The 16,646-nt window shown below is 42.6% G+C and carries 20 protein-coding genes; 10 read left to right on the forward strand and 10 right to left on the reverse strand.

All coding sequences use genetic code 11. The features are described 5' to 3' along the window. Window positions 1-92: 92 nt before the first annotated feature. Window positions 93-539 (reverse strand): MarR family winged helix-turn-helix transcriptional regulator, encoded by a 447-nt coding sequence (locus NO992_RS01075; protein WP_371373636.1) that lies wholly within the window; start codon window positions 537-539, stop codon window positions 93-95. A gap of 112 nt (window positions 540-651) precedes the next feature. Between NO992_RS01075 and hmgA the strand changes: the two genes are divergently transcribed. Both hmgA and maiA read left to right on the forward strand, forming a co-directional pair. Then, a complete protein-coding gene (gene hmgA / locus NO992_RS01080) occupies window positions 652-1,947 on the forward strand; it encodes a homogentisate 1,2-dioxygenase (RefSeq protein WP_371373639.1) in 1,296 nt (431 codons plus the stop codon). An 8-nt stretch (window positions 1,948-1,955) separates the two neighbouring features. After that, a complete protein-coding gene (gene maiA / locus NO992_RS01085; RefSeq protein ID WP_026000885.1) occupies window positions 1,956-2,582 on the forward strand; it encodes a maleylacetoacetate isomerase in 627 nt (208 codons plus the stop codon). Between the two features lie 74 nt (window positions 2,583-2,656). Here maiA and NO992_RS01090 read toward each other — a convergent pair whose 3' ends face one another. Beyond that, window positions 2,657-2,887 (reverse strand): TIGR02647 family protein, encoded by a 231-nt coding sequence (locus NO992_RS01090; RefSeq protein ID WP_010373121.1) that lies wholly within the window; start codon window positions 2,885-2,887, stop codon window positions 2,657-2,659. Between the two features lie 60 nt (window positions 2,888-2,947). On the opposite strand from NO992_RS01090, the gene NO992_RS01095 reads away from it, so the two are divergent. Continuing rightward, on the forward strand, window positions 2,948-3,229 hold the full coding sequence (locus NO992_RS01095) for a DUF1496 domain-containing protein (protein ID WP_010373124.1): 282 nt from the start codon (window positions 2,948-2,950) through the stop codon (window positions 3,227-3,229). 32 nt (window positions 3,230-3,261) lie between these two features. Beyond that, complete coding sequence (locus NO992_RS01100) at window positions 3,262-3,504, forward strand: VF530 family DNA-binding protein (protein WP_017216709.1); 243 nt, start codon at window positions 3,262-3,264, stop codon at window positions 3,502-3,504. A gap of 16 nt (window positions 3,505-3,520) precedes the next feature. Here the strand turns inward: NO992_RS01100 and NO992_RS01105 are convergent, their stop codons facing one another. From NO992_RS01105 to NO992_RS01115, 3 genes are all read right to left on the reverse strand, one after another. Next, window positions 3,521-4,231: a transporter substrate-binding domain-containing protein gene (locus tag NO992_RS01105; RefSeq protein WP_017216708.1), complete on the reverse strand. Its 711-nt coding sequence runs from the start codon at window positions 4,229-4,231 to the stop codon at window positions 3,521-3,523. 165 nt (window positions 4,232-4,396) lie between these two features. Then, window positions 4,397-5,509, reverse strand: a complete 1,113-nt coding sequence (locus NO992_RS01110) for an arginase family protein (RefSeq protein ID WP_010373136.1) — start codon at window positions 5,507-5,509, stop codon at window positions 4,397-4,399. Window positions 5,510-5,805: 296 nt separating this feature from the next. Beyond that, on the reverse strand, window positions 5,806-6,585 hold the full coding sequence (locus NO992_RS01115; RefSeq protein WP_010373139.1) for a DUF2189 domain-containing protein: 780 nt from the start codon (window positions 6,583-6,585) through the stop codon (window positions 5,806-5,808). 379 nt (window positions 6,586-6,964) lie between these two features. Between NO992_RS01115 and udp the strand changes: the two genes are divergently transcribed. Next, the gene (gene udp, locus NO992_RS01120) at window positions 6,965-7,723 is read left to right on the forward strand and encodes a uridine phosphorylase (protein WP_010373142.1); all 759 of its coding nucleotides are present in this window, start codon (window positions 6,965-6,967) and stop codon (window positions 7,721-7,723) included. A 26-nt stretch (window positions 7,724-7,749) separates the two neighbouring features. Here the strand turns inward: udp and cdd are convergent, their stop codons facing one another. From cdd to ppc, 3 genes are all read right to left on the reverse strand, one after another. Then, window positions 7,750-8,616: a cytidine deaminase gene (gene cdd / locus NO992_RS01125; protein ID WP_371373645.1), complete on the reverse strand. Its 867-nt coding sequence runs from the start codon at window positions 8,614-8,616 to the stop codon at window positions 7,750-7,752. 43 nt (window positions 8,617-8,659) lie between these two features. After that, window positions 8,660-8,977 carry a hypothetical protein gene (locus NO992_RS01130; RefSeq protein WP_232288019.1) on the reverse strand — a complete coding sequence of 106 codons (318 nt, stop codon included), beginning with the start codon at window positions 8,975-8,977 and terminating at the stop codon, window positions 8,660-8,662. Between the two features lie 266 nt (window positions 8,978-9,243). Continuing rightward, window positions 9,244-11,877 (reverse strand): phosphoenolpyruvate carboxylase, encoded by a 2,634-nt coding sequence (ppc, locus tag NO992_RS01135; protein ID WP_371373648.1) that lies wholly within the window; start codon window positions 11,875-11,877, stop codon window positions 9,244-9,246. Between the two features lie 125 nt (window positions 11,878-12,002). Between ppc and NO992_RS01140 the strand changes: the two genes are divergently transcribed. Genes NO992_RS01140 through NO992_RS01150 form a run of 3 tightly spaced genes read left to right on the forward strand, consistent with a single transcriptional unit; the run spans window position 12,003 to window position 13,759 of the window. Beyond that, a complete protein-coding gene (locus tag NO992_RS01140; RefSeq protein WP_371373651.1) occupies window positions 12,003-12,392 on the forward strand; it encodes a thiol-disulfide oxidoreductase DCC family protein in 390 nt (129 codons plus the stop codon). Beyond that, window positions 12,385-13,110: an SDR family NAD(P)-dependent oxidoreductase gene (locus NO992_RS01145; RefSeq protein WP_371373654.1), complete on the forward strand. Its 726-nt coding sequence runs from the start codon at window positions 12,385-12,387 to the stop codon at window positions 13,108-13,110. Before NO992_RS01140 ends, NO992_RS01145 begins: the two co-directional genes overlap by 8 nt. Window positions 13,111-13,117: 7 nt before the next feature. Beyond that, window positions 13,118-13,759, forward strand: coding sequence for a flavin reductase family protein (locus NO992_RS01150; RefSeq protein ID WP_010373163.1), 642 nt, complete (start codon window positions 13,118-13,120; stop codon window positions 13,757-13,759). A 6-nt stretch (window positions 13,760-13,765) separates the two neighbouring features. On the opposite strand, the gene NO992_RS01155 is transcribed toward NO992_RS01150, so the two are convergent. Further along, window positions 13,766-14,551: a DUF6279 family lipoprotein gene (locus NO992_RS01155; RefSeq protein ID WP_010373168.1), complete on the reverse strand. Its 786-nt coding sequence runs from the start codon at window positions 14,549-14,551 to the stop codon at window positions 13,766-13,768. A gap of 140 nt (window positions 14,552-14,691) precedes the next feature. Between NO992_RS01155 and NO992_RS01160 the strand changes: the two genes are divergently transcribed. Both NO992_RS01160 and NO992_RS01165 read left to right on the forward strand, forming a co-directional pair. Then, the gene (locus tag NO992_RS01160) at window positions 14,692-15,417 is read left to right on the forward strand and encodes a tetratricopeptide repeat protein (protein WP_010373171.1); all 726 of its coding nucleotides are present in this window, start codon (window positions 14,692-14,694) and stop codon (window positions 15,415-15,417) included. Between the two features lie 200 nt (window positions 15,418-15,617). Next, complete coding sequence (locus tag NO992_RS01165; RefSeq protein ID WP_253103598.1) at window positions 15,618-15,785, forward strand: DUF2986 domain-containing protein; 168 nt, start codon at window positions 15,618-15,620, stop codon at window positions 15,783-15,785. Window positions 15,786-16,131: 346 nt separating this feature from the next. Here the strand turns inward: NO992_RS01165 and NO992_RS01170 are convergent, their stop codons facing one another. Next, on the reverse strand, window positions 16,132-16,506 hold the full coding sequence (locus NO992_RS01170) for a hypothetical protein (RefSeq protein WP_371373657.1): 375 nt from the start codon (window positions 16,504-16,506) through the stop codon (window positions 16,132-16,134). Window positions 16,507-16,646 lie beyond the last annotated feature (140 nt).

Below are 16,646 nucleotides of genomic sequence, written 5' to 3' on the forward strand. Positions count from 1 at the left end.
ACACTAGTTGACCTTTTTTACAGTAAAGCTATAGCTGCACACAGCAACAGGAATATGCAGAAAGCAAACTATAAAGCCAGAAAACTAACGTTTCATTCAACCTTACTTTGAAGCGTCATTAACAGCCCAATAAAATTCTCTTTCTGCTCATCGCTAAAACAACTAAGTAACTCAGCTTCCCATGCCAATGCAAGCGGCGTTAATGTTTGATAAAGCGCTCTTCCTTGCTCTGTCACTGCAATAGTTTTTGCACGTTTATCACTTGGACTCACTAACATCTCAATCAACTCTCTGTCTTGTAACTGCTTAATTGCTCTTGAAACGGTTGATTTATCCATGCTTGCCAGTTCGCAAATGTGCTTAGCGGTGATCCCCTCCTTCTGTATTGCGTGTGATAACACCCGCCATTGTGGCTGCGTTAACTCTCCCTTTTGTTCATAGACGTGTGCAAAGTCATTGCTCACTTTTGTTGACAGTGAAACGAGCTGATACGGCAAAAATTCGTTTATATTCAGCAGCTTTTCATTATTTTTAGACATTATTTTACACTCCCAACTGTCACTATAAATTTACAGAGCGACTAGATGACAAATATTGAAAATACTCTCACATGAGAGTATCTTACTATAAAACACAAAGGAGTCGAGACACATGAGCCAAGAACTTCAATATTTAACTGGATTTGGTAATCAATTTGAAAGTGAAGCACTGCCGGGCGCTTTACCGATTGGTCAATTTTCACCGCAAAAAGTAAAATACGATCTTTATGCAGAGCAATATAACACCACCGCTTTTACAGCGCCTCGTGCTGATAATCGTCGAAATTGGTTCTACCGTATTCGCCCTTCTGTTTTACAAGGTGAATATGAAGCTATGGATAATGGCCTATTGCGCACGGCACCAATAACTGAAGCCGTTGCCCCCCCTTCCATGTTGCGCTGGAACCCTATCGATATACCACAAGAAAAAACAGACTTTATCGATGGCTTAGTGACGATGGCAGCTAACGGCAGTGCCAATGGCCAAAGCGGGATTGGTATTCATGTTTACGTTGCTAACGCATCAATGGAAGGTCGTTATTTCTATAATGCGGATGGCGAGTTGTTATTCGTCCCACAGCAAGGTGAACTCATTTTACACACTGAGTGTGGAAAACTCGCAATTAAACCAGGTGAGATTGCCGTTATCCCTCGTGGTATCAAATTCAGTGTAGAGCTTTTAAGCGATACGGTGCGTGGTTATATTTGTGAAAACTACGGACACCCTTATATATTGCCTGAGCGAGGCCCTGTTGGTGCGAATGGCTATACCAACGAACGTGACTTTCAATACCCGGTTGCCGCCTTTGAGGACAAAGAAGGCGATTTTGAACTCGTTGCAAAGTTTAATGGTAATCTGTTCCGCTCTGAGATTGGCCACTCACCGCTTGATGTGGTTGCATGGACAGGTAATAGCGCCCCATACAAATATGATTTAGCGCGATTTAATGTAATGAACACCGTAAGCTTTGACCACCCAGATCCGTCAATCTTTACTGTACTTACTTCTCCATCAGGCACACCTGGTGTTGCAAACGTAGACTTTGTGATCTTCCCACCGCGCTGGATGGTGGCAGAAAATACATTCCGTCCGCCTTATTATCACCGTAATATCATGAGTGAGTTTATGGGCTTAATCGAAGGTGTTTACGACGCTAAAGAACATGGTTTTGTGCCAGGTGGTATGAGTCTACACAACTGTATGTCTCCTCATGGGCCAGAAGCTGATGTATTTGAAAAGGCGAGCAACGCAGAGCTTGCACCACAGCGCTATGAAAACACACTCGCGTTTATGTTTGAGTCACGTTACATTATCTCTCCAACTAAGTATGCTTTAGAAGGCAAAGCGCGTCAGCCTAACTATGCTGATTGCTGGAAAGGCATTAAAAAGTACTTTAAAGGAGCATAAAGATTATGTTGAAACTCTATACTTATTTTCGCTCATCTGCAGCCTATCGTGTGCGTATTGCTTTAAACCTTAAAGGATTAGACCACGAGTTAGTCCCAGTAAACTTGCTTAAATCGGAGCAAAGCGGCGAGGCATATTTAAGTAAAAACGGTCAAGGGTTACTACCGGCTCTGGAAACTGAGCATGGCGTTCTTGCACAATCTTTAGCGATATTGGAGTGGCTAGAAGAAACCCAAACTGGCCAAGCATTGCTACCACAAGATCCTTGGCAAAAAGCGCAGGTAAGAAACTTTTGCTACGCCATAGCCTGTGATATCCACCCTATCGATAACCTACGTGTGCTTAAATATCTATCAAGTGAGCTAGGCGCATCTGATGAACAAAAAAATGAGTGGTATCGCCACTGGGTTATCGAAGGCTTTAAAAAGCTAGAGCCTATGATTGGCGACGGTCAATTTTGCTTTGGCACGGAGCCCACACTCGCGGATGTTTGTTTAGTACCACAAGTATTTAATGCACTGCGCTTTAAAGTAGATATGACTGCATTTCCTAAGATCAGTCGAGTGTACGAATATTGTAATACGCTTGATGCGTTTTCTGATGCGGCGCCTGACAATCAATTAGACGCACAATAAGGCAAGTAAGCGATAAGCCAATTAAAAAGAGTGATATGCTAAGCGTATCACTCTTTCAATCAAACGAGCGTTTGTTATTTCAGTGCGCTATAGACATGATCAAAATGGCCAATAAGGTCGTGACCAAGATCAGTCAAATAACCCCCATCTGGGCTGTCAATGACCCCTTTTTCAAATAGTCGCATCGCTGCACCTTGTATACCTTCAGGCGCACTGCTATGAATTTTTATCCCCTGATGCAAACTATGTCTTGGAAATCTAGCTAGTAAGGTCAACTCATCCAACAATTTTTGGTCTAATGCCATTGTCATTTTTCCTTATTCTTCTATAGTCATTTAACACTCTAGTTCAAAAAACCAAATTTGATGAAGTTTTTAATTTGTTTAATCGCTGTTAATTTGATCTCACTGCCTGTTTTGGCTACAACGCCCACTGATTTGAGGTTATATGGAGAAATACCAAAGCAAGTCTGTTGGTATGAAGGAAAGTCATATAGCGAAGGCGCACTATTGCTACAGTTTGACATGCTGTTTGTCTGTGCAACGAAAAAGTACAACGAAGACAATGGCAAACTTGTGTGGGTAAAAGCTGACGCGTCTGGTGCACCAATAAGACCTGAAATTTCGGATAAAATTAGGGTAAACTAGGCGTAATATCTAAAGTTATATAGAAGTAAAAGATGACAACCCAAGCGAATAACCCCCTTCACGGTATCAAGTTAGAAGAGATCATTGTAAAACTTGAGCAGCAACTAGGCTGGAAAGAAATGGCTGCCGCCGTAGATATCAACTGCTTCAAAGATAACCCAAGCGTTAAATCTAGTCTCAAGTTTTTGCGTCGCACACCTTGGGCAAGAACCAAAGTGGAGCAACTGTATCTAGATACCTTCCACGGCTTTCAGTGGCCAGATATAAAAAAATAACCCGCTTTCTCTAAGCTTATTTGGCTGCATAAAGCGCGTTGTAGGTGTCCTTAAGCTTTTCAAGAATATGCTTGGGAACATTTTTATTGCAAGCCAAATAAAGTGATGTATTAAACTGCTCTAATGTGTATACCGGCTCAAGTAATTGAGCCGTATGCTCTTTTGCACTTCGAAACCTAAACTGGGCATCACTTAATATCACCAAATCAACAAAGTCTTTGCGTGTCTTGAGTAGCTCAAAAACCTTATCAAAAGAATTAATCAGGATCAGCTGTTTTCCTTCTTGAAAACCATGCTCCATTAAAAATTGGTGGCTAAAATTGTCTCGGATAACCGCTGTTCGATAAGCTTGCGCATCTTCTAATTTATTCAGCTTGATTTTGCTTTCACGTAGCGCATAAAAAGAGGTGGAAAACGTATCAATTGGAAATACCCAAGTAAACTCATTTTCGCGGATGGTATTTCTGGCTGTTGAAAACACACAGGTATCTTCTTTTCTTAATGCAGCATTATAGGCCGCAGGCCATGAAAGTACGTTGATGGTGTAATCAATGCCAGAGTCATCAAGCACCGCCCTGACTTTATCCGCTGAACGCCCAATTAGTTCTCCTTTTTCATTAAGGTATTGGAAGTCAGGAAAGTTCTCAGTGACTATATTTAGCGTATAGGCAAGCGCACTGAAACTCATCAGCAAAATACAAAGACCAAAAGAGCGTGCACCCTTCATGAAACTCTCCCCATAGCTACTTGAATAATATAGTCTTAACTTAAAGGTTGAGCAATTTTTAAAGAGATAGAATGGCTTCTTGTAGATGGGAGTTATGGCTAATTTATCGAAGCGAATGATTGATAGACAAGGATCCCCCCGCCTATCACAGAGTTAATAGTTACTTTAGCTATTGTTGATAGCATCGATTAGAAATGCACTCAGCTTAGCACCTTCTTTAAGCGTGGTTTCTGAGCTCGTTTGTCCAACAAGAGAGCTATCGGTAAATGGGGCAATTTCCATCATGTCTGCACCTGTGATTTTAAACTCACCACGCAGCGCTTGTAGAATTAACATCGCTTCGTCTGGAGTCATACCGCCTGCCTCTGGAGTACCCGTTGCAGAAGCAAACTCTTCATCAAGTGCGTCAATGTCAAAGCTAACATAAAGCTCTTCAACACCGTCAGCCTTTAGCTGTGCAATAACTTCATCTACAATCGCTTGTGCACCACGCTCTCTGATCTCATGAGCCCAATGCTGCTTAACGCCGAATGTAGATTCCCAATGAGACTTAGGTTTGCCACTCGAGCGGATCCCAAATTGTACTAAGTGATGGGGTGCAGGTAAAAACTCTAGGATATGCGTACACCAAGAGCCAAAGCATAAATCGATACCTAAGCGCTCAACAAGTAAATCCGTGTGAGCATCAAAATGGATAATCGCTGTTTTTACACCACGAGCACGCTTTGCTTTAAGATACGCTTTTGTTAACGGGTAGCTGATTGAGTGATCACCACCAATGCCAAACACACCTTTATCTGGGTAATTTTCGTAAAAGCCATCACACACATCTTCTGTAATAGATAATGGTGAGACGTAATAATCACTCTCAGGGTCAGCATAAAGTGCCTTTTGACAATTACTGATCGTGCTCTCGTTTAAATATTTGTCATGTAGTAAATGTGGAATAACACGCACATCGCCAAGGTCAAACGCGCTCGTTTGCGGCTGTTGCTCTATTAATGTCGAACGCAAAAATAGTGGACCCCAGTTGGCGCCGCGTAAAATACCACCGCCACAATCTGAACTGATCCCAAGAATTGCCGCTTTATGTTCACTTTCGCCCAATTTTTCCAGTGAGGCTTTCCATAACGTATCGACCCCCTCTGTTTGTCCATATAGCTTTTGTCTTAGCGCGTCTTTTCTTTCTTTCGCTGTGTTTACTGTAAACACACCATCACCCGGCGGGCATAAACAGTGCTCAAGTTTTTTATGGAATTGTTTTTTGCTCTCAGACATCGCTATCCCCTCTTATATGCATAATCATGCGACCCAGAAAAATCTCCACTATTGCGCTTTATATTTTGCGTCACACTCAAAATACGATTGGCTTATAATGAGTAAAAGCGATAAATTAAAAATAAAAAAACTTATAAATCAAAAGGTTTTCTCAATCTCTAACTTCGCTTTCGGAAGACATTGACTGTTCATTAGGTCGTTGTTGCAGCACATATAACAGGTTCAAATAGGAAGTCAACCGCAGTACCGACAATGCGCATTGATGCTGCGGTTGTTTATTCATAGAGGGTGTTTAGTTATTCGTAGTGGCGTGGCACTTTTGTTTTAATTACAGCGATATAGCCATGCCAACTTGCGTACGCTAGCAGCGGCATAATAACGATAAACCCAGCCGTTCCAGTTGCAAACCCAAGCATCACCAGAAGCACTAAGATCCCACACCATACCACCATAGCGCCGACATTTTCCTTCACTGCATGCATTGAGCTTATTACCGCAGTCATAATATCCACTCGACGCTCCATCATTATTTGTGGAGTAAACGCTGAGATCGCAAATACACACACCAATAAAATGCCCCCCACTATCGAGCCGAGTGCTAAAAATGCCGAAAGTTGTTCAAACGTTGGATTCGGAACATTTGGATATAATGCATGGATAAGCGCAGCTAGGCGCATCCAAACAATCATAATGACCATCAGTAACACCGCAAACCCCCACTCGCCAGCCGGATTACGGAACATTGACTTAAGGCTGTGTGATAATGTTGGTTTATGGCCCTTTTCCAACTCCCACGCGACATCATACAAGCCAGCTGCAAAAGCAGGCCCGATAAGCGCAAAGGCGACAGCGGCAGGCAGAATTACCAAGTGAGTACCTGATTGGTACACTAACCACATGATAAAGGCAGGTATAAGGGTAAAAATAAGTCCATACACTAGGCTAAGTAATGGCGCATTTGCAATATCTTTAAACGCTAATGCGAGCCAGTGAAACGGCGCCATGGTTGGGACTTTGTTGCACTCAAAGCAACGCGCAAATTCGTTATCTTTATTTATAGAATGTGTAGCAGGCATAACCATTCCTCATTGTTGCTCTCATGTTAAGGTTTAGTGGAACATCGACAATCCTGCAAGCTATCCCGAGCTATAATAACAGCTGCATTAATTCTCTAACCAATTTGAAGGGAAAAACATCATATAAGCTTCGTTAGAAATTTTTCATTAAGAACAACTAAATAGTAAAATTTTTGCCTTGCCTAAATGGATTTAGATACCTTAGCGGTAGCAGGATGTAAGAGCGGGGCTACTAATGCTATTTCCCTGCTTCAAAATAACGCATTTACTTAATACGGTTGGTATAATTTAAACATGCCACGCTTAAATAGGACATCTGTCCTGTACTTGATAGGCATTAACTATAAACATTACGCTTTAATTATAACTAAGGTTTACTATGGAAAAGGTATTTCACTTAGGTCTTACGAAAGCCGACCTACAAGGCGCTTCACTGGCAATTGTTCCGGGTGATCCCGAGCGCTCAAAACGCATTTCCGAATATCTTGACTCTCCAGTCTGCTTAGCACAAACTCGCGAATTTCATATTTACCTTGGCTTTTTAAATAAAAGTCCTGTGGTAATTTGTTCAACAGGTATAGGCGGCCCATCAACGTCAATCGCAGTTGAAGAATTAGCACAGCTTGGTATCACTACCTTTTTACGCATAGGTACGACTGGCGCTATTCAACCACATATCAATGAAGGTGATATTTTGGTGAGCACGGCATCAGTGCGTTTAGATGGCGCTAGCCAGCATTTTGCGCCTATCGAGTTTCCTGCGGTTTCTGATTTCCACACCACTTCAGCGATGGTACAAGCCTGTGAATCGTTGGGCATTACTCATCACGTTGGGATCACTGCGTCTAGCGATACTTTCTACCCTGGGCAAGAACGTTACGACACATACTCAGGCTACGTCAGAAAGGCGTATCAAGGTTCGTGTGCAGAATGGCAAAAGCTTAATGTGATGAACTATGAGATGGAATCTGCGACATTATTTACCATGTGTGCAGCACTTGGATTGAAGGCAGCTTGTCTTGCCGGCGTCTTGGTAAACAGAACACGCCAAGAAATCCCTAATGTCGACCATCAAGCTGTTGAAAAGAAAGCCGTCACTGCAGTATTAAAAGCAGCTGAACTGTTACTTTCGAAATAATAGCGCTAAGCATAGAGATTGAGTGGTTACTCAATCTCTATATGTGTAAGCAAGTGCTCGGCATTGTATGCCTTTAAAACAGCTAAGCTTACTTGCAACTGGTTAGCACAGCCCTGCTTTTCTAGCAAAGTGATCCCTACTACATTTACCTCAGATAATACTTTACCCGACATCGCTAATTGACTTAGTGCACTTTGTAATGGCGATAAGCTTGGGTTGTAAGCCGCATTTTCAGCATAACGCCCATAAAAGCACTCGCCAGTGTCTAGTTTAATTTCCACCGCACTTTGATTGTGTGTGTAGGGGCAATAAGCGTGCAGATAATGCCGATAAAGCGCCGCACTGATTGATGCAGGCGATGTTTCATGAGCAGCAAGATGTTGCGCTTGAGAAAAGAGTTTTTCACTGTTGCCCAGATCGTCCGGACCAAACGAAGTCGGCAGCAAATCACACAACGAGGTTTTGCCTGTCGGCAATAAAATTTCAAGCTCCTTTGCGGTGCTTAGCTCATTCATAAATTGGCGACAAAATCCGCAGGGCGCGGCATTGATCGTCATTTTAGAGATTTCAGTTGCGCCATTTAACCACGCATTGTTAATTGCCGCTTGCTCAGCATGAACAACCAAAGAAAGCGCCTGATGCGAGAACTCTAAATTTGCGCCTAAAAACGCTTGTTGAGATTTATCATCCCAAGCAATGGCACCAACATAAAATTGTGAAATAGGAGGCGTAGCAAACTCAGCCGCAACGTCAAGCAAAGCAGCCTCAAGCTCAGATCGAGATAATTGAAAACGGTTTTGATATTGTGCTAGCTGGGAATAACTAAATATTCCACGATGGGCAATGGCGTATTGCGTTAACGCACTTTTTATTGATGGTTCTATCTTTGCCATATTGTTGTCATGTTTATCTATGGCAGGATAGTTTACGCAAGAGTTACAGCCGACTCAACCATTCTCTTGCAGATTTAAAACACTCAAAATTTTCAGCGCTGATATTAAAACGCTTAATTTTTTGTAGAAAAAGGTCATGCATATAACCTTCAAAACCAACAACGCGTGCAATATGCAAATTGCCAATATTATGCGCAACTTTTGGCATTATGTTCACAATATCAATCGCCGCAAAGCGGTGTTCAAGTTCACTCACATCCACTAATACTTTGCTACTATTATGCTTTTTTGCATATAGATTGGCTTTCTCGTATGCCGAGACCACATCGTTTGCATTCGCAATGCCTCTGACCTTCATCATAATCAGATCATTACACTCATCAAATGTGACGCTAGTAGAAATTTTGTGCATGTATCGTAGACCCATCAATCGACAATTCTTGAATAAAACAAATAAAACGACTGGTTAAACCAGCCGCGCATTTTAAATCAATGAGAATTACTGTCAATAAATATACTAATAAAAAACCAACCAAAATAAAAAAACCAATCCATTGGGATTGGTTTTGTAGCTGTTATGCTTATAAATGTAAAATTTTACAAAAATAGATTATTCAAATTGTTGCACTAACCCGTGTTGCGCATTCCCGCCGCAATCCCTGTCATCGTGATCATAAGTGCCAGTTCCAAATCGTGATTGGTTTCTTCGCGCACACGCTTTAACAGTTCTATTTGTAACAAGTTTAGAGGATCGGTATACGGGTTTCTCAGCCCGATTGATTCTTTGATCCAAGGTTGCTGTGACAACAACGATGACTCTGGCGCAAGGCCGCGAATAAGCTCGATGGCTTGCTGCAAGTTGTCTCTTAATTCATCCCCTAGGCCTATATAGTCATCACTAACTAAACTTGCATCATACATCTCGCTGAGCCAGAGATCGGCTTTACAGAATACCATTTCGAGCATTTCTAAACGGGTTCTAAAAAATGGCCACTTTGCGCTCATTTCTTGCAGCATGTCTTTACCAAACGTTTCTACGGCAGCTTCAAGACCTTCTTTTGCCCCCAGCCAAGCAGGCAACATCAAGCGATTTTGACTCCATGCAAAAATCCATGGAATCGCCCTCAAACTCTCTACTCCACCGTTTGGATTACGTTTAGAAGGCCGTGAGCCTAATGGTAATTTAGACAGCTCTTGCTCTGGCGTTGCCATTCTAAAGTAAGGCACAAACTCAGGATTCTCTCGAACAATACTGCGATACTTTTTACAGGAAGCTTCACTTATCGTCTCCATTACCTCTACCCATTTAGGTTCAGGTCGAGGAGGTGGCAACAAATTACTTTGTAAAATCGCGCTGGTATAAATAGATAGGCTCTGCATCGCGACTTTAGGTAAACCAAATTTAAAGCGGATCATTTCGCCTTGCTCGGTCACTCGCAAGCCACTTTTTAGCGAACCAGGAGGCTGAGATCTCAGCGCTTGTGCAGCAGGCGCCCCCCCTCGACCAATCGTACCTCCACGGCCATGGAAAAGGACCAGCTCAACGCCCTTCGCATCAGCAAGATTAACCAGCTTTTCCATTGCATCATACTGCGCCCATCCTGCCGCCATCATTCCTGCGTCTTTTGCTGAGTCGGAATAGCCGATCATGACATATTGCTTGGCACCAATCGTGCCTTTATACCAAGTGTTCTCAAATAACCCGCTGATCACTGATTGCGCATTGTTTAAATCATCCAGTGTTTCAAATAGCGGGGCTACCGGTAAGTTGAATTTACACCCGCTTTCTTGGAGTAATAAATGCACGGCAAGAATATCAGAGGCACTTTGCGCCATCGAGATAATGTAAATGCCGAGTGCGTTTTGGTCTTGATCCGCAATCGTTGCAAATGTCTCTAGCACCTCTTGGACATTGGAAGAAGGTTGCCAATGACGTGGCAGTAACGGTCGTCTCGAGCTTAGCTCGGTTAATAAGAAAGCTTGCTTGTCTGCTTCTTGCCACTGAGCATAATCACCAAGACCCAAATAGCGTGTTAATTCAGAAAACACTTCGGTATGTCTGGCGGAATCTTGGCGAATATCTAACTTACATAAAGACACGCCAAAACAGTCAATTCGTCTTAATACATCCAACAACAAACCGTCGGCAATATTAGCCATGCGACAATCAACCAGCGAGCGATAACACGCCTCTAGTGGCTCTCTTATCTGTGATACCTGTTTAATCTTGTCTTGATAATGCGAGGGCGTGCCTTTGATTTTATATTCCAATGCTGCAATGGTTTCTTCTACCTCGGCGCGTACTTGCTTTAATACATGGCGATAAGGTTCATTGCTACCGTCCGCTCGCGCTATAAAGCTTTCAGATGCATTACTCATAGAAAGTTCTGCACCCAAGATTTCTAGATCGCGACGATATAAGTCAAGCGCCATCCAGCGGCCGTGATCAAGCACAGATTGCGTCACATGAGAAGTAACAAACGGGTTGCCGTCTCTATCGCCACCCATCCAAGAAGTGAGCTGGATAGGACTAAAATTGGCTGGTAGTTGTAAGTTTAATCGCGTTTTCACTTGGGCGTTGAAATACCGAACAAACTTAGGCACGGCTTCCCAAAGACTATTTTCGATAACCGCGAACCCCCACTTTGCTTCATCCAGTGGCGTAGGTCGCTTTTCTCTAATATCGCTAGTGTGCCACGCTTGTGAGATCAACTGCTCAATACGGTCAATGACCTCATCGTAGACAGGGTCCTCACCTGAAGTCACCTCAAGCACTTTTAAACACTCACTCAGCTCGACGTGTTTATTGATGATGGTTCTGCGTGTTACTTCAGTCGGGTGAGCGGTTAGCACCAAATCGATTTTTAGTTTGCTTATTACATCTGCTACTTCGTTTAGTGTCAGCGCGCCAGCATCGACTTTACTTTGCAATTCATCAAGCGCCTTATCTACTTCGATCATCACGCCGTCTGGAGAGCCCGATTTTGAAATGGTGTGGAATTGTTCTGCGACATTCGCCAGGTTTAAGAAATGATTAAATGAGCGAGCAACGGGAAGTAGCGCTTCATCGCTTAGGCTACGTAAGGTGTCAATCAGCGCTTGCCTATCTGAATCATTACCGCTTCTAGAGGATTTTGCTAGGTGCCTAATTTCTTCAACTTTATCTAGCGTCTCTTGACCCTGCGCTTGTTGAATAATTTGCCCTAACATCTGCCCCAAAAGGCTCACATTACTACGTAGGCTTGCGTATTGCTCAGTCATACAATCTCCTTGATGAAAAGATACTAGAACTCCACTATACCGAGAATAAATTGATTTGCGAACGATCTATTTTCAAGACGTTAACGTAATAACATGACAAAGATAAGTATTATTCGAGTGAGCGAATGATTGTATTTTACGATGGTAACTGTCCGCTGTGTGTAGGAGAAATGAATGAACTTAAACGTTTCGATCAACACAATAAAATTGATTTAGTGAACATTCACGATAGCCGCTTCTCTACCGAGTTTCCTGAGATAGAGCATGAAGCGGCTATGGCTAAACTCCACGGTTATGATAGCCAAGGCAAGCTCATTGTAGGACTAGATGTTACCGCAGCGGCCTGGGGTCAAGTTGGCAAACATCGCTGGATCAAGTTATTGAGATTACCCATCATCCGAACAATTGCAGACGGCGTTTACTTGTTTTTTGCAAGGCACAGAATGAAAATTTCTAAACTTCTGTACCCAAATCAATGCGGTATGCAAAATAGTGGAGACTGCAATCGTGACTAACCTCGCCATTATAGTGATTGGTGCAAGTTCAGCGATTGCCCAGGCCTTTGTAAAAGCACAAACCGAACAAAGTCCCGACGTCAATGTGATCTCGGTGTCTAGGCAAGCTAAAACGGCTCAACAAGCTAATAATCTGCATTTTCAGTGTGATTATTCTAAAGCACAAATTCGTCAAGTTGCGAGCCGTATTCTCGAGTTGGGCTTAACGGTAAAGAGCGTCACTATTTTTAATGGCTTACTCCATGACGAGTTTGATAAATTCCCAGAGAAAAAGCTTGAGGAAATTGATCTCGAATACAGCATGGCGCTGTTTAATATCAATACCATGATCCCCATGCTTTGGTTGCAAGCTTTATTGCCAGCCTTGAAAGGTAAGCAGCCATGCGTAGTTACGGCTCTCTCTGCCCGTGTTGGAAGCATCAGTGACAACCGGATGGGCGGCTGGTACAGCTATCGCAGTTCAAAGTCTGCGCTTAATATGATGTTTAAAACTGCAGCAGTCGAGCTTGCGCGTCGAGCAAAAAACATTAAGCTCATTTTGTTCCATCCAGGCACTACTGACACGCCACTTTCAAAACCCTTTCAAGCCAATGTCCCAGACGAAAAACTCTTCACGCCGGAATTTGTGGCACATCAACTTAGCGGGATCATCGCAAATAGCCACCCCGATGGTACGGTGAGCTATGTTGACTGGCAAAATAAATTAATTGAATGGTGAACACATCATGAAACACTTCTCAAGTGACGATATTAAAACCTTAGACGAGCGTTATCGCGCATTGATGATAAATTCGCTGTCGGGTTTCAAAAGCGCCAACTTAATTGGAACAGTTGATGAAACAGGTCAAGAAAATTTGTCTATCGTCAGCTCCGTTTTCCACCTCGGTGCCAACCCGGCACTCGTAGGTGTGATTTTTAGGCCTCATAGCGTACCTAGGCACACACTGGAAAACATCTTAGCGACTGAAAAATACACCATTAATCAAGTCAATGTTCAAATTTATATGGCAGCTCATCAAACCTCAGCCAGATATGAAAAGAGTCAATCTGAATTTGAGGAAACGGGGTTAACCGCCGAGTATTTAAATGCTTTTCCAGCTCCTTTCGTCAAGGAAAGCAGACTAAAATACGGGCTTACACTCAAAGATCACCAAACCATCAAGCTCAACGATACCGAGCTGGTAATAGGCGAAATTGAGACGCTTCACGTTGAAGAAAGCGCTTTGCTCGAAGACGGCTATATTGATATCGAGGCACTAGATAGTATTGCAATTTCCAGTTTAGACGGCTATCACAGTACCAAACGTATTAATCGTTTGGAGTATGCAAAACCAAACAAGCCAACCAGAATTAAGCTACTTGGCTAGGTATCTTTACAACGATTCCAAGAGCTCGAGTAACTCTTCGAGCTCTTCTTTAAAGTGTTTCCTTTGTTTGTCGCTCATGGTGTCTTTAAGTTTAAAGGCGAGACTTGCATACTCTTTTATTCGTCTTGCTTGAATATCTAGGATGCGCTCAGGCAGCGCTGTGGGTGTAGTAACTATCGCTTGCTGCAACAGCTCAGGTGAAACCTGCTCAGTGCCGCTCAGTAACATAGCTTGTTTAAACTGGCTAAATCGCCTTTGTTCATGTGCACGCCAAACCTGACGCGCAAACTCGCCTTGCTCATAATATTCGTTAATAAGCTCCTTTTGTTTATCACTCAAATCACCAAGCCAACGCTCATAGCGGTTAAATTGATCTCCTTCCTCCCAGTCATCGTCCAACATTTCTTTTTCTATGTTGGCTATCAGCATTTCTCGCTGTTCACGGTTGAGCGAATTTAGGTGTGTTTCTAACTTGGGATATACGGCTTCAACGACGGAATACCAATAGTTTCTTGTAGTATACACCATATGCACCATGTCACTCTCTGTCATGGTTTGCCAGTGCTTCAACAGTGATTGGATATGAGATTTGTATTTTGGTAGTTCTGACTGCCGATGCCACGCAACCAAAGATTCTACATCAGCCTCCAACTTTTCCTCTTGCTCATCCGTCAGCTCAACATAATCGGAAATATAATAACTCGCTAACCATCCTAGGTTGTTGTAAGCCAATCTTTGACTACATCCAGCCAAACACAGTAAACATAGCGCCAGTGCTATTAATTTCTTCATCCCATTGCCTCAATTTTTGTTTTTATTACCTTATATTAACGCAGTATCTGCCATTTTAGATTTGTATTTTGTAAATCTGTGTTTCTGGCATTAGAATAACTAACAACATAGTTAGCATAGCTACCTTAAGGAGGTCTATGATGTTAGGCAGGATTTCAAAAGCATGTATCGCCATTGCACTATTAAGCCAAGCACCTTTGGCAACAGCTGGATTGGAAGAAGGCATAGATGCACTCAATGCAGGCAGGTTCGAAGAAGCACTACAAGAATTCAATTATTTAGCTGAAATGAACTACGCTCCGGGCATTTATCAACTCGGTGTAATGTATGAAGGCGGCTACGGTGTCGTCAAAAATCCACGTAAAGCGGCAGAGTTATTTCAACAAGCCGTTAAACTGGGTGAAGCCGACGCAATGTTTGCGCTAGCCGTCATGTATGACGAAGGTCGCGGCGTTAAAAAGGACCGCTCTAAATATGTTGAGCTAATGACCAGAGCGGCAAACAAAAACATGCCAGCTGCGCAATTTAACGTAGCGCTGATGTATGCAAACGGTGACGGTGTACCACAAAGTTACCGCCACGCACTTAACTGGTATGAAAAAGCCGCCGCAAACAACTACACCTTAGCCATGTTTAATTTAGCACTCATGTATTTTCAGGGCTTAGGAGTCGAGAAAAATATTGAACGCTCGTACGTATGGAATACGTTAGCGGAGTTTAATGGTTATGCTGAAGCCACAAAGAGCCGAGTGCTCGACGAGAAACAGCTTTCTCCTTCACAAATCGAACAAGCAAAAGAACTCGCTAATAGTATTTACGAGCGAATTCAAGCCGGTAAATACGTAGCAGAAACACGTACTAAATAATCTAAGCTTAGATTAATAAAAGTGTTAAATAATAAAGGTCTCCTGCGAGGCCTTTATTATTTTTCCTTATTAAGACTGGGTCAGTATCATCACACCTAGGTAGCAGTCATGCTCATTGTTAACTGTGATAATCTTTTTATTATTGTTGAACCCGCTAACACTAAGCTAAACTAGCACTTCATTCATAATGAGCTGTGAAAATGAACCGCAAAAAGAAAATTTACGAAACCTTAAAGAAAAAAGACAAGCGTGCTAATGCTAAACTCCACAAAAGCAACAAACCCCGTTATATTTCAAAAGCAGAGCGTGAAAAAATCGCAGCCCAGCAAGACATTGAGGAGTTAAATAGCGAAAACAATGAACATTAATTGCCTAGGTTTTATGTCAGCTTGTCATTAACTGTTTTAATTTAATCAATCTTCCAACGTTAGATGAGGATCTCTGCTCTTAAAATGTCGTCACAGTAACGTGCTCGTTAGCCTTAATTAGCGAAAGATTAACGTTAAACGAATGCATGCTAGAGACCTAAACTAACAGCAGTACGACTGTTTTACACAGCGATTAAACTGAATAACGGATTACTGCGTAATTCACTGCTATATGTTTGCTATCAAAGATTTTTACGGCTATCTGGCATAGCTCGGTTAAGCAGCTAAATTAATTAAAATTGAGTTGCTTGTTTGAACAGAGAAAATTCGCACTTGTTTGATGTCATTACTCCCAAGATTCCGAGTCTTTGCAAACAAGGTGGATGATGGATGCAGGGCTTGATACCCAGAATGCCTGAAATCCTTCAGGTAACGGCTCGATGTCATCGCAGCGTACGACGCCAGCAGCTTTGAGGTGCTCTGACGCTGCCGCAATATCATTGGTAACAATCTCGAGCCATGTTTCGGCTTGGCTGATACCTGGTACGCGGTCGAGCCAGAGATTATTGGAGCCAAACTCAAAGCCAACTGATGGAGCATGCTCTGTTATTTCTTTGAGGCCGATGACATCTCGGTAAAACTGAAGAGTTGCCTCGTACTGATGAGGCGGCAGCTTCATGGCGATATTACGACCAGCTGTGAACTTAACCTTAGTATTCATGTGAACTCCTTCCTGACTGAAACTGTAATCCTGTATCGTGTTAGCCTGAATATTGGGCTGAGCCAGTACTCTCTCTAGCATCAGCTTTTTTACCTGTTGATATAGTGAAGTCCCTTAAAATAACCACTGATATTTCAAGC

This window comes from Pseudoalteromonas sp. DY56-GL79 (assembly GCF_041414765.1).
Taxonomy (GTDB): domain Bacteria; phylum Pseudomonadota; class Gammaproteobacteria; order Enterobacterales; family Alteromonadaceae; genus Pseudoalteromonas; species Pseudoalteromonas piscicida.